The organism is Bradyrhizobium genosp. SA-3 (genome assembly GCF_004212635.1).
GTDB lineage: Bacteria > Pseudomonadota > Alphaproteobacteria > Rhizobiales > Xanthobacteraceae > Bradyrhizobium.
This window is the reverse complement of record NZ_PSRT01000055.1, coordinates 40,672-53,312: the sequence shown is the minus strand read 5'-3', so window position 1 is coordinate 53,312 and position 12,641 is coordinate 40,672. Positions and strand designations below refer to the sequence as shown.

The window sequence follows — 12,641 nt, the reverse complement described above, 5'->3', positions numbered from 1 at the left end:
GGCACTCCGCTCGCAACACTCGGACAATCCTTTAATCGCTTCGCTGTTGAACCGCTTTCTCGTGAAAGTCGCATTTCTGATCGAGCCAACAGAACCCTTGCGCACGAGCAATATCTCCGATCGGAATTCGAACGTACGTTGACGAAGGTCAACGAGATTGCTGCACGGAGCAAATCTGGCTGAGCCACGCCGTCACAGGACGTTCGCAAAGCCCGGAGTTGATGTCTGATGGTGCGGTATAGCTTGTGGCCACCCTGTCCAAGGCGGACCGCTCGCGCATTTTGGTGCGTCTGAGAGATGGCTGCGCTTGTGCGGATAGCCCGCATTTCCAAATAGTCCTGACATCGCATGTGCGTTCGGCATTGTCTTAGGCCGCCGCAGAACATCCAGCGCGCCACCACGTAAAAGTGGACGATACCGGACAAATACGGGTGAGCCGGAATCGAATGGCCTGGTCGGCGAGCCATTGTTAGGCTGGTTTTGCGAATCTTTTGATAGAGGGCCATCGATGCCAAGGCGCGTAGATCCCCAATGGGGGCGGCTCGGAATGGTGCAGCTCGAAGACAAGGTTGATCCGCGGGGCGGCGCGGAGCTAGCCCACGATTCCGAGCACCGTAAAGACGACCATGCCCCACCGAGGGGGCTCCTGAGCGACGCGGAATTCAACGAGCTTAGGGCGCATCTGCCTCAATTGGCGGGCCGCGAGGCCGATTGCCGAGCCTGTCTCGACCACATCGGCCACGTCGTGCGGCAAGACCTCTTGCAAATGGCGCAGCAACCCAGCCGGCGCGAGGTGCACGTGGCGTTGGCCGCGATGCGGCGGCGGGCGCGCGGTTTCCTGCAGAGCGTGGCAGCGGTGGGGCCGCTGCCGGATTGGCGCGCCGAGCCAGCGCCAACGGCACCTGACGGGCCACTCAACGTCTTCTGCGCGATGCCGGACGCGCTCTATGGCCTTGCCTCGTGCGCCCGGCAACAAGCCCAATGCAGCGACGGACCGACCGCGCACCTGATGGCCTTCGCGGAGGCGGCGGATCATCTGGCGGACGGTTTGAAGTGGGCCGACTTCGTCTCCCAAGGCAAAGCGTCCGATGCCCTACCGCAAACCGCCGATTACGCTCTGCGCAGCCTGGCCGACGCCGTTCGGATCGCGCGGCGACTGGACGTCGCCCTCGAAGCCGCGCTCAAGCGCAGCAAGAAATGCGGCGGCCCGGTACCCAAACGGATCATGGTCCAGGCGGTCGTGTGGCTTGCCGAGCTCTGGGAATGTTATGGTGGTGAATTCACGCATACCCCCTACATCAAGACCCGCTATGACGGCGCGCCGCAAACGCCTGCAGGCCACTTCGTGGTCAAGTTCTTGCGTATGTGTGATCCTTCCCTCTGCGCGACGACGGTCAGCCAATTCATCGCGCACGCCGTCGCATTCCGGAATCGTCGCCGGCGACATTTGGCGGCCGGCGTAACGTCTTCCTAATTGCCCGTGAGCCCGCCCAGCCCCTCACTTGGCCAGTGTCCAATTGAGGGAGCAATCACTTGCGAAACCGACCGCAGACAAATGGGTACCCGCTTCGGCATGACCTCACACCGACCATGGTGCCGATCGACGAGCTAAAGCCGCTCGGGCGTGAGACGCGGCGTCACCCTAAGAACCAGATCGTCAGGATAGCGGCGATCATAGGCGAGTGCGGATTCGTGGCCCCCGTTGTCGTCGATCACAAGCGACGGGTGGTGGCGGGTCGGGCGGTGATCGAAGCCGCCAAGCAACTAGGCCTCGGCGAGGTGCCCGTCGTGACCGTCCGTGATCTACCCTATGCCAAGCTGCGCGCGCTGCGACTCGCGCTCAATCGGTTGACCGAGGACGCCAGCTGGGATGCCGAGGCGTTGCGCGCTGAATTTGCCGAGCTGCTGACCATTGACCCCCAAATCGACTTGCAATTGACCGGGTTCTCAACCGGAGAACTCGACGTTGCGATGTCGGTTTCAGAGGATTTGGAAGACAAAGTGCCGCCACCTGAGGCAGGCGCCTCGGTCACCCGGCTGGGCGACCTCTGGATCTTGGGGGACAATCGTCTCCTCTGTGCTGATGCGCGGCAGGCAGAGAGCTATGGACGCCTGATGGAAGGCGCGCAGGCGCGTATGATTTTTGCCGATCCGCCCTACAACGTGCCAATCGCTGGCCACGCCTCGGGTCTGGGCAAGACCAAGCACGCCAACTTTGCGATGGCCGCCGGCGAAATGTCGGACGCCGAGTTCGAGGCGTTCTTAACCGAATTGTGCATGCGGGTCTGCGAGCACGCCATCGATGGCTCGCTGCACTATGTCTGCATGGATTGGCGCGGCGTGAGTCAGCTGCTCAATGCCACCCGCCCCATCTATGATGAACAGCTCAATTTGTGCGTTTGGAACAAACCGCGCCCCGGGATGGGGAGCTTCTACCGATCCAAACATGAGCTCGTCTTCGTCTTCAAGAAGGGCCGTGCGCCCCACCTCAACAACGTCCAGCTCGGCCGCAATGGGCGCAACCGCTGCAACGTGTGGGACTACCAAAACAGCTGGGCACACTCGCCGAAATCCAAGCTCGCCCTGCATCCGACCGTCAAACCGGTCGCGCTGATCGTCGACGCGATCCGCGATTGCACCAATGAGCACGACATCGTGCTCGATCCGTGCGGCGGCGCCGGCACGACGCTGATCGCCGCGGAGCGCACCCGGCGCCGGGCGCGGCTGATCGAAATCGATCCCATCTACGTCGATGTTACCATCCGCCGCTGGCAGCATCTGACCGGCAAGCTGGCGGTGCACGCCGAATCGGGCGAGCCGTTCGGCCAAACCCGCGCCGCGAAGCTGGAGCGCGCCAATGACTAAAAGATCGCACAAGAGCATTGGCTATGGCAGGCCGCCGCTGCACAGCCGGTTCAAGCCTGGGCAGTCCGGCAACCGGCGCGGGCGCCCGAAGGGCAGCTTGAATTTTACCACCGACCTCAAAAACATCCTGCTGGCACCGGTCGCGCTGAACGACGCTGGTAGGCCACGACGCGTCACCACGCAAAAGGCAGCATTGCTTCGCTTGCGGGAAAAGGCGCTCAAAGGGGACGCGCGGGCCCTCGACAGATTCCTCTCCCTCGCGATGGCGATGACTGTCGGCTCCGCAGAAGAGACCGCGACCAGCCTGCCGCCCGAAGATGAGGCCATCCTCGAGGCATATCGCCGAGACGTCTTGGCCAACGCCGATGCTACGACTGCAAGCCAGCGCGACGAGGAGGACGGCACATGATGCCGGTGGTGGCCGCACTGCTCCGAACCGATCTGCGTTATTTCATCCAAAGGGCCTTCGCGACCGTCTTTCCAGGCAGCGAATATCTGCCGAACTGGCACATCGATGCGATCGCCCATCAGCTCATGCGCGTCCACGGCGGCGATTGCCCTCGGCTGCTCATCAACCAGCCGCCGCGGTCGCTGAAGTCTCTGTCGGTTTCGGTCGCGTTCGTCGCCTGGTGGCTCGGCCACGACCCCAGCCGCCGGATCATCGTGGTCAGCTACGCGAGCGAGCTGTCCGCCGAGTTGCACCGGCAATTCAGAATGGTGATTGAGTCGGACTGGTATCAAGAGTTGTTTCCGGCCATGCGCCCGGCCAAGGACACTGGGACCGAACTTGTGACCACGGCCGGCGGCAGCCGCTACGCCACCACGGTCGGCGGCACGCTGACCGGCCGGGGCGCGGACCTCATCATCATCGACGATCCCCTCAAAGCGGAGGAGGCGATGTCGGAGCCTGGGCGCAACCGCGTCACCGAGTGGTTTGGCGGCACCCTGGTCTCGCGATTGAACGACAAGGACGTCGGGCGCATCGTCGTGGTGATGCAGCGCCTGCACGAAGACGATCTCGCCGGTCATCTGCTGCAAGCCGGCGGCTGGCATCACCTCGATCTGCCGGCCATTGCCACCGAAGATGGCGACATCGCCATCGGCTACGATCGCGTCTTTCGTCGTCGCGCTGGGAACCTCTTGCACCCGCGGCGCGAAGGCAAGCTGGTGCTGGAGCGGATCAAGGCCGAAATCGGCAGCCTGCAATTCTCGGCGCAATACCAGCAGCGGCCAGTCCCGCTCGAGGGCAATCTGATCAAGCGCGACTGGTTTCGCCGGTTCGAACAGCTGCCGGCGGCTGGCCCATCTGACCATGTCGTGCAGAGCTGGGACACCGCCATGATGACCGGAAAGGCCAACGACTACTCGGTTTGCACCACCTGGCGCATGATCAAGAATGACTACTACCTCGTCGATCTCTACCGCGGCCGACACCAATATCCCGACCTGCGGCGCGCCGTGGCCGCGCTGGCGACCAGATATAATGCAGACGCGATTTTGGTCGAGGATGCCGGCCCCGGCATCGCGATGTTGCAGGACCTCCAACGTGATACGCCAAACGGCATGCCACGCCCAATCGGCATCAAGCCCGAAGGCAGCAAGGCCGATCGCATGGCGGCACAATCCTTCCGGATCGAGGCCGGACAGGTGCATCTGCCCGCAGATGCGCCCTGGCTCGACGACTACTTGCTGGAGCTCCTGGCCTTTCCCAACGGCAAGCACGACGACCAGGTCGACAGCACCTCGCAATTTTTGAAGTGGGCGGGGAACCACCCGATGTTCGATGACATCGGCCTTAACATCATTTCGGTCGGCCGGGACGGTTACGACTACGGCTTCCCATGACCGGTCGCCGGACAGCTAGAAAGTCGAGATTTTCTCCAGAACGAAGCCAATCGCAAGCTTACATTCGCAGTGACCTTAGCGATCGAAGCGCGCGCTTCTGCGCCGCCAGCGCGCTGCGCTCGTAGCGCTCAAGCCCCTCGAGCCGCCGCGCCACGTCTCCGACCGACTCATCCCCCAGGGTGGCCAACATCGCCTGGCGGACCAGTCGCACGCGCCAGAGGTCGCAGTTGGCCTGCGCCACGGCGGCAGCCGTTTCCGATCCAATCTCGCAGGCCAGGCCCGAGCGAATTGCGACCATCAAGGTCGCGAACTCCGGGTCATCCCGCTTGCAAGTCCTGGCGAGTCCATGGCGCAGAGCGTTGCGGCTGGACTTGGCTTTGCCGGGCACCGTTTTCGGCCCCGTGCTGCGCTTCGCATTGCTGCGATTGGCTTCGATTTGTCGAATTGACGCCATCTCCGAGGTCCTCGGCTCGTGCTGCTCGCGGCGCCCGGAAAATTCCCTCCAAGATCCTGAGACATCAAGGGTTTTCTCGCCAAAAGAGCAGCAAATTTGCTGCAGAAAGGACTGGCATTCCCGCGCAAAAGGAGCGTTAATCATTGGACCGGGCCTTAGCCGATGGCCCCGGTATCTCTCCTCGCAGCGGCGGGGGTTTTGGTGGTGCGGCGGCCAGCCGCGTGTGCCAAACCAAGGAGAGACCGGTGACCCCGATTTCAACCGACGGCGCCGAGGCGCCCCACTCCGGCATCACATTCAACCGCTACGACCGACGCGCCTTTGTCGGCGGCTCGGACGCGCGCATCATCATGGGCGACGACCAGGACGAGCTCCTTCGGCTGTGGCGGGAAAAGCGCGGCGAGATCGCACCGCAAGATTTGTCCCGCAACCTGGTCGTTCAGCTCGGCATCGCCACCGAAGCGCTCAACCGCAGCTGGTACCAGGACGCCACCGGTCAAGCGATCACCGACATCCAGAAGCGGGTGCGCCATCCCGTCCACGCCTGGATGGCGGCCACCCTCGACGGCATCGTCGCGCCGACCGGCGCGGTGTTCGAGGCCAAGTTCATGCTGCCCTGGGCCTTTACCGAGGAGGCGGCGGTCGACAAGCACATGGCGCAGCTGCAGCACAACATGTGGGTGGTCGCAGCGCGCTCGTCAGTGCTCTCGATCATCACCGGCGGCGGCAAATGGGTCGAGATCACGGTGCATGCGGATCCGCTCTACCAACATCTGCTGCTGACCGCCGAGAAGAAGTTCTGGCGCTGCGTGCAGAGCGGCGAGCCGCCGCTGCTGTTTGGGATCGAGCCCCCGCGGCCGCGGCTTGCTGCCGTCAAAGTCGTCGACATGACCGCCTCCAATCTCTGGGCCGAGTGCGCGGCGACCTATCTGCGCACCCGCGCCGCCCATGGCGAGCACGAACTGGCCAAGACCGAGCTCAAAAAGCTGCTGCCGGAGTATGCCAAGGAAGCGTTTGGCCACGGCGTTCGCGCCAAGCGCTCCAAAGCCGGCGCAATCAGCTTTGATCCGGTTGAGATGGAGCGCATCCATGCACCAGGCCAGTGACCATATCGGGGCGATCGCAGCGGCGCTGGCCCGTGCGCAAGCCGAACTGACCAATCCGGAAAAGACCCTGACCGCTCAGATCCGCTCGCCGTTTCTGCGCGATGACGACCGGACCTTCCACTACGCCTCGCTGGCGAGCGGCCTCGACATCGTGCGCAAGACCTTAAGCCAGCAGGAGATCGCCACCATCCAGACCACCCGGGTCGAGGCCAGCACCGGCCACATCCACCTCACCACCCTGCTCGCCCATTCCTCCGGCGAGTGGATCTCCTCGGACTGGCCGGTCTGCGCCAGCAGGGACATCGAGGCGCCGCATCGGATGGGCGCGGCGCTCACCTATGCCCGACGCTACGCGCTGTTCGCGCTGGTCGGGATTGCCGGCGAGGATGATCTGGACGCCCCCGACGCGGTGGCTAGCCCGCCAGCCGCGGGGCCGCAGGCAACCGTGGGCGCGCATCCCAAACCCGCCAAGGGCATTCTCAACCGCGCACCGGTGCTGGGGCTGCCGCAGTCCGCCGAACTCCGGGAGCAGCTCTTGAGCCAGCTCGCATCCTTGACCGCCAGCGATGACCTGCTGGCCTGGGCCAAGGCCAGCCTGCCGCTGAAAAACACCCTGCGGGAAGATGACGCCCGGGCCGTCGAGGCCGCCTATCAGGCCAAGTTTGAGGACGCCACACGTCCCGCAGCCGCCGATCAAGCCGCGGCGCTGGATTGCGAGCCAAGCCTGCCAGCAGCGCCGCTCTCTGCGGGCGCCGAGGCCGCGCTGCAGCCAGCGCTACCCGAGTCCAGGCTCGCCCACCCCAAGGAGCCGCCCCGCAAGCGCAGCAAGGCGCACCTGTTATTTGTCCGCGCGCAGCCCTGCCTGGTGTGTCAGCAAACCCCGTGCGATGCCCATCATCTGAAATTCGCCCAGCCCCGAGCGCTCGGCCGCAAGGTCAGTGACGAGTTCGCCGTGCCGTTGTGCCGGGCCCATCATGAGGAGTTGCATCGGCACGGCAACGAGCGCGCCTGGTGGACAAACCTGCAGATCGCGCCGTTGCTGGTCGCGCAGGACTTGTGGGCAGCGAGCCCGGTCCACGGTCCGGTCGACCCCGCCGTCAGCGCCGCACCCCTTCCCGCAAACCTTGGTTCGGAGGCCTCACCCCGATGAACGGCCTGTTCCAAACCGCGCGCGAGCTGACCGTCACGGCGCTGCCGGTCGAGTTTGAGGCGTTGGCGCCCGGTGAACACCTCGAACAGTACCAAGCACTCCGGGAAGCGATCTTCGCAGAGCTTGCACCCCGGTCCGCCATCGAGTGGCTGCTTGCCATTGACGTCGCCGAACTGTCCTGGGAGATCCAGCGCTACCGCCTCTTGCGGCACAAATTGCTCGAGACCTATCGCCAAAAGGCGATTGAAGCGGCCTTGCGGCGCATCGACATGGCCGGGATCGATCCCGACCTCGAAGAGCAGGCCGAGTACTATACGCTGCAAAACGCGTTGAGCTGGCGGATTGATCCGATCGCTGCGGCCGAAATCGACGCGCGCCTTGCGTCCTATGGCTTCGATGCGCACGCCATCACCACCGAAGTCTACGTGCAGGCGCGCGAGGTCCTGGTCCTGTTCGAGGGCCTGCTGAACGCCGCACAAACCAAACGGATGCTGCTGCTTCGCGAGCTCAGGAATCAGCGCCTCGTATTTGGACCGATGCGCCGACCGCGTTGAAAGGCCAGATCGAAATCTCGGGCGCGAGCTCTCCATCGGGCGGCGACCCCTACCATTGGTTTTGGGAGCCGTCCGCCCACTCCACCATTCGATCGGTAGCAGCATTCGCAGCCGCAGATCTGCTGCTACGGCGACAACCGGCGCTTTTCTTCGGCCTGGCGGTGCTCGCCTTTCGCAATTGCCAAGCTCGATCCCCTGCTCTCGCCGATCGAGCAAGCCGCAGCTTCTTCGGCGTGCACCGCGTGGTCGAGGACCCCACGGGGAGAGCCCGTCTCCTGATGCACGGAACGACCGCGCATGGCGCCGAACGCGTCCGCAACAACGAAGGGACGCCGGTGCGCGGCCGCCCCGAACCGACGATGTATTTCTATGTCGGCGGGCCGATCGGCGAAGCCATCGCATCGGCCCGCGCCGCGCAAGGACGGCTGGCGCGCGTTGCGGCTGTTGGGCTCGGCACCGGCAGTCTCGCCTGTCATCGCCAGGACGGCGAGGCATGGACGTTCTTCGAGCTCGATCCGCATGTCGCCCGCGTCGCCCGCGACCCGGCCCTGTTCCGTTTCCTGCCCAGACATGCGCATCTTGCTCGGCGATGCGCGGCTAATGCTGACAGCATCTCCGGAGCACTACTATCTCATCGTACTCGACGCATTCTCCTCCGATGCGATTCCCGTGCACCTGCTCACGCGCGAATCATTCGCCGGATATGCCCACGGCGTCATCGTGGTGCACATCTCGAATCAGCATATGTCGCTGTGGGGGCCGGCAGCCGCGGTCGGATCTGCGGAGGGCCTCGTCGCCTTCGGCAGGGATGAGACTCCAACGAACCAGCGCGACGACGATATGCGGACGCGTGCACCGGTGGTCGTGCTTGCTCGGGAAGTGCAGGATGTCCGCGATTTGCCGGCGCACCCAGGATGGAAGCGCCTCGATCCCAACGCGCGCACAGCCTGGAGCATGACTACGCCAACATCCTCGGCGCCGCTATCGACCGGAAGTTCAGGCGCTGATCAAGCTTCGGTTGGCACAACCGTCCGGAATCGTAGCCGCCTGCCCAAGGCACTGATTTCCTTTGCGACGGCCTGAAAATACAGCAGGTGCGTGATCGCAAAGGACAGAAGGCAAGCCCCAAGAATGGTCGCGATGACGTACAGGCCGACACCGGTCGGGACCGCGATCGGTCCAAGTGATGCTTGCGCCGTGGTCGGCGCGCCGGCCCCGCTAGGCGAAGAGCAGAAAACCCACATAGCCTGCGCTCATATGCGTTGCGATGGTGAACGCCGGCCTCGCCTTGCCCGCGAGCCCAAGGCAGGCCAGCAGGAACAGCGCAAGTGTTATCCCGAAGAGCTGAAATCCGTTGATGGCAACCAGCCCGTCGAGCAATGCGTGGCTGCGCTGGAAAATGCCGAAGATCCGGAGATTGACGAACCGCAGGAGTTTGGAGCTCGGCGAGTATTGTAAAGCTTGCACAACCAGTTCGGCGCTAAGTGTGGCGGAGAAGAGCTCGCAGGGGCCAAGGAACTGCAACTTGAAAAGCCGATTCATGAACAAGCCATTCGTAAAAAGCGACTGGCTTGTCTCAGTTCCAAAGTATTTAACTTGTCTTAACGGTTTCCCGGCATGGCGCCTTCGGCCGCGAAAACATCATTAAGATAAAAACTACTGCAGCAAAGCAGGGCCTACGGCTGATTGTTCGGCGGCCGTTCGATGAACCGCCGGCTGCCGTTGAGAAGCTCGAGATTGTTGGCGATCACGGGATTGCCGGGATCGAGCGAATAGGCCTTCTCGAACTTGCGCCGCGCCGCGCTCAGATTGCCGCGCAGCATGTACGAGTATCCTTGGTCATTCAGGACTTGAACGGTTTCGCCCCCCAGGCGGATCGCCTGGGCATAAGCCTGATCAGCCAAATCGAACCGACGAATCCGATCATAGCTCGCCGCGAGACCAACCCAGGCCGTCACGTCCTTCGGTGATTTCTCGACGGCGTCCTTGAAATAGCGCTGTGCGATACCGTAACTGCCGCGGTTGAAATGCTCCAGGCCCAGCCGCACGGGCTCGTCCGAAGGATAATACTTGACGTCGGTTGGCTCCTGCACGGGGTCACCGCCCGGCGGATCCACGGGGGCCACGATTGCAGCCTCCCTCGTCGTATAGTCACATGCCGCAAGACCTGTCCCCATCCAGCAACAGGTCAGCATTAGAATGACACGCCGCATAACCCCTCGTCCCCCGCGCGGCCCAGCGTACTCACTGCACCGATCGCAAACAGCCTCGCCAAAACCACGTACCAATAGTCCTCACCTGCCGCCTGCGGGTGCGCCGCCGACCGGCACCGACACGCCAGCAGACGAACCGGCTCCCAATCCTTCGATGTTGACATTCTGGGTGGTGGGAGGCCGCTGGCCCATCGCTTCGGTCGCCGGCCCGATATCGGGAAGCTGATCCACCGGCCGTTGCGTTTTGCCATACCGTGTGACGGCGGCGCCCACACGCCGAGCGTCGTACGCGATCCTGCGATCGCCGACATATCGCGGCCAAGGATGGATCGTGTGGGTGGCGGCATTCACCTGCTTGGCATCGCCGGCAGTCATCGTGATGGTGTCGGAACGCTGGAAATAGCGGTCCACCTCGTCATGACCGGCGAGGCCGTAACATCCCCCGAGCAGCAAGGGCGCGAACAGAACCAGATACCTTATGGTCATCTTGCGCTCCGCTAGTTGAGGGTCTTTACGACAGGCTGATCGACAACGGCGGCGGCCGGCGGCGGAACGGGCGCCCTTAGCTCAGGAGCGATGATGTGGCCGTACGGGCCCTTCACGTCGCCGCCGGAATTGACGTAGTCATTGTAACGCTTGCGGACTTCCATCTGGCCATTGAGGAAGAAGTCGACATCGTTGGCCGGAAGGCGGGAATCGAGCGGAGACGCCAGTTGCTGACCGGGTGCCGCCGGTGCGACCAGGTGCGGCGTAACGATGATGACCAGATCAGTTTCCTCCTGCTGGTACGATTTGCTGCTGAACAAGGCTCCAAGCACGGGCACCGAGCCGATCCATGGCAATTGCGAGACATCCTGGCGATTGCGGGTCTGCAGCAGGCCGGCGATTGCAAAACTCTGGCCGTCACGCAGTTCGACCGTCGTGCGCGCATCGCGGCGGGTCAATGCTGGAACGGTCGTTCCCTGAATCGTCACCGCATTGGCGAAATCAAGCTCGCTGACCGACGGCTCAACCCGAAGGTTGATCACGCCCCGCGAGAGGACGGTGGGGACGAAGGCCAGTTCGACACCGAACTTCTTGTAGTCGATCGTAACGGTGGGAAAACCGTTTGTCGTTGTGTTTGGTATCGGCACTGGAAATTCGCCGCCGGCCAGAAAGCGAGCAGCATCGCCGGAAAGCGTGGTCAAGTTTGGCTCCGCTAACCTGCGAGCCAATCCCTTGGTTTCCAGCGCCGAGATCAATAAGTCCACCGAGCCGCCATTGCTGGTTCGGATGATGCTGGTCAACAAGCTTCCGAACGGGGCCGGAGCTATGCCGCCCGCAGTGCCAAGAAGCGTACCTACTGTTCCGAGCACAGGGAGGCTACCCGTTGGGGGAGCACCGACATCGCCATTGACGCCTCCGATAGGTCGCCGGCCGGTCGCGCCTGTCACCACCCCACCACGCCCCGTATTCGCGACGTTAGTGCCATTGGCATTCGCCGCGTACAGGTTCACGCCGAGGTCGCGGCCGGCGTCCCGGGTGACCTCGAGAAAGCGCACCTCCAGCATCACCTGTTGCGGCGCCGCAACACTCATCGCGTTGACGACGACGCCGCCTTTCGCAACGGTGCTGGTGGCGATCGCCATGGCCCGCTCAGCCGCAACTGCGTCGGTGGCGATGCCGCCGAGCACCACCTGCCCCTCGGAGGCCGAGACGCGAATGCCCTGCATGCCGGTGCTGGACCGGATGTTCTGCTGCAGATTGCCCGTATCGATCACGACCTCGACGTCGAGGATCCCGATCTGCTTCATCGAGGAGTCAAACAGGATGACGTTGGTGGTGCCGGTCTGCTTGCCCTGGACGTAGATCAGGTGATCGCTCAGCGACTTGACGTCGACGATGTCAGGCGAGCCCGCGACAATCGTTGCAAAAGGCGTGTCAACCTTGAAGGTGCGTGACTTATTGACGACCACCTTGACCCGCTGGACGTCGTTCATTTCGCTGACAAAGACGCCGCCGGAGGAGCCCCGCCGGTCTGCAGCCTCGGCGCGGTCAGACCCAAACGCGGCGAGCGCCGCGCCAAGACCCAGCACACCGAAGGCGAGAAGCCTCCCTACCTTATTACCCGAAACGCGACCGCCACCCATTCGAGTTCCCCCGCTGCGATCCGCGGCTGTCCCGCAAATCTACGTACTCGATGTCCCCAACAGTTCCCTCTGCGCACCACGTCGCAGAGCTTACAATCTGTACGACTACAAATCGTTACTGCCTATTTCCAAGATCATCATCCCTCATGCTGCCTCCTGCAAGAAGAGACGCTTACCGCACTGCGGCGAGGGCAGAGAAAACTTCGCAATGTTGCCTGCGAGCACCACTTTCTGCCTTCTTGGAACTGTCCTGCTGTGGAACCGCCTTGAGGGTTCCCGCCGCCGTTTCGCTAATAGCGCGACGTCAGTTCGCACGCTCAGAGGC

General features: G+C 63.3%; 14 protein-coding genes and 1 pseudogene. 9 read left to right on the top strand and 6 right to left on the bottom strand.

Annotation, left to right across the window (positions count from 1 at the left end; translation table 11 throughout):
- From CWO91_RS43745 to terL, 5 genes and pseudogenes are all read left to right on the top strand, one after another.
- Window positions 1-183, top strand: a pseudogene (locus tag CWO91_RS43745) (hypothetical protein); the annotation flags it as partial.
- A gap of 364 nt (window positions 184-547) precedes the next feature.
- On the top strand, window positions 548-1,474 hold the full coding sequence (locus CWO91_RS20510) for a hypothetical protein (RefSeq protein WP_130215710.1): 927 nt from the start codon (window positions 548-550) through the stop codon (window positions 1,472-1,474).
- Between the two features lie 116 nt (window positions 1,475-1,590).
- Complete coding sequence (locus tag CWO91_RS20505) at window positions 1,591-2,865, top strand: site-specific DNA-methyltransferase (RefSeq protein ID WP_130215708.1); 1,275 nt, start codon at window positions 1,591-1,593, stop codon at window positions 2,863-2,865.
- On the top strand, window positions 2,858-3,274 hold the full coding sequence (locus CWO91_RS20500) for a DUF5681 domain-containing protein (protein ID WP_130215706.1): 417 nt from the start codon (window positions 2,858-2,860) through the stop codon (window positions 3,272-3,274). Before CWO91_RS20505 ends, CWO91_RS20500 begins: the two co-directional genes overlap by 8 nt.
- Window positions 3,271-4,710: a phage terminase large subunit gene (gene terL, locus CWO91_RS20495; RefSeq protein ID WP_130215704.1), complete on the top strand. Its 1,440-nt coding sequence runs from the start codon at window positions 3,271-3,273 to the stop codon at window positions 4,708-4,710. Before CWO91_RS20500 ends, terL begins: the two co-directional genes overlap by 4 nt.
- 58 nt (window positions 4,711-4,768) lie before the next feature.
- On the opposite strand, the gene CWO91_RS20490 is transcribed toward terL, so the two are convergent.
- Window positions 4,769-5,164: a hypothetical protein gene (locus CWO91_RS20490; RefSeq protein WP_130215702.1), complete on the bottom strand. Its 396-nt coding sequence runs from the start codon at window positions 5,162-5,164 to the stop codon at window positions 4,769-4,771.
- Window positions 5,165-5,418: 254 nt separating this feature from the next.
- Between CWO91_RS20490 and CWO91_RS20485 the strand changes: the two genes are divergently transcribed.
- From CWO91_RS20485 to CWO91_RS20475, 3 genes are read left to right on the top strand one after another with little or no spacing between them, the layout of a single operon-like run.
- Window positions 5,419-6,270 (top strand): YqaJ viral recombinase family protein, encoded by an 852-nt coding sequence (locus CWO91_RS20485; RefSeq protein WP_433995566.1) that lies wholly within the window; start codon window positions 5,419-5,421, stop codon window positions 6,268-6,270.
- Window positions 6,254-7,420, top strand: coding sequence for an ERF family protein (locus CWO91_RS20480; protein ID WP_130215698.1), 1,167 nt, complete (start codon window positions 6,254-6,256; stop codon window positions 7,418-7,420). Before CWO91_RS20485 ends, CWO91_RS20480 begins: the two co-directional genes overlap by 17 nt.
- Window positions 7,417-7,974, top strand: a complete 558-nt coding sequence (locus CWO91_RS20475) for a hypothetical protein (protein ID WP_130215730.1) — start codon at window positions 7,417-7,419, stop codon at window positions 7,972-7,974. The genes CWO91_RS20480 and CWO91_RS20475 overlap by 4 nt, the downstream gene beginning before the upstream one ends.
- 125 nt (window positions 7,975-8,099) lie before the next feature.
- Here CWO91_RS20475 and CWO91_RS20470 read toward each other — a convergent pair whose 3' ends face one another.
- Window positions 8,100-8,546, bottom strand: coding sequence for a hypothetical protein (locus CWO91_RS20470; RefSeq protein WP_130215696.1), 447 nt, complete (start codon window positions 8,544-8,546; stop codon window positions 8,100-8,102).
- Window positions 8,547-8,553: 7 nt separating this feature from the next.
- Between CWO91_RS20470 and CWO91_RS43095 the strand changes: the two genes are divergently transcribed.
- On the top strand, window positions 8,554-9,057 hold the full coding sequence (locus CWO91_RS43095) for a hypothetical protein (protein ID WP_165405572.1): 504 nt from the start codon (window positions 8,554-8,556) through the stop codon (window positions 9,055-9,057).
- Window positions 9,058-9,192: 135 nt separating this feature from the next.
- Here CWO91_RS43095 and CWO91_RS44370 read toward each other — a convergent pair whose 3' ends face one another.
- The 4 genes from CWO91_RS44370 to CWO91_RS20450 form a co-directional block, all read right to left on the bottom strand.
- On the bottom strand, window positions 9,193-9,516 hold the full coding sequence (locus tag CWO91_RS44370) for a hypothetical protein (RefSeq protein WP_245471317.1): 324 nt from the start codon (window positions 9,514-9,516) through the stop codon (window positions 9,193-9,195).
- A 134-nt stretch (window positions 9,517-9,650) separates the two neighbouring features.
- Window positions 9,651-10,100, bottom strand: a complete 450-nt coding sequence (locus CWO91_RS20460; protein WP_245471316.1) for a tetratricopeptide repeat protein — start codon at window positions 10,098-10,100, stop codon at window positions 9,651-9,653.
- Window positions 10,101-10,268: 168 nt separating this feature from the next.
- The gene (locus CWO91_RS20455) at window positions 10,269-10,673 is read right to left on the bottom strand and encodes a hypothetical protein (protein WP_130215692.1); all 405 of its coding nucleotides are present in this window, start codon (window positions 10,671-10,673) and stop codon (window positions 10,269-10,271) included.
- Between the two features lie 11 nt (window positions 10,674-10,684).
- On the bottom strand, window positions 10,685-12,316 hold the full coding sequence (locus tag CWO91_RS20450) for a type II and III secretion system protein family protein (protein ID WP_130215690.1): 1,632 nt from the start codon (window positions 12,314-12,316) through the stop codon (window positions 10,685-10,687).
- Window positions 12,317-12,641 lie beyond the last annotated feature (325 nt).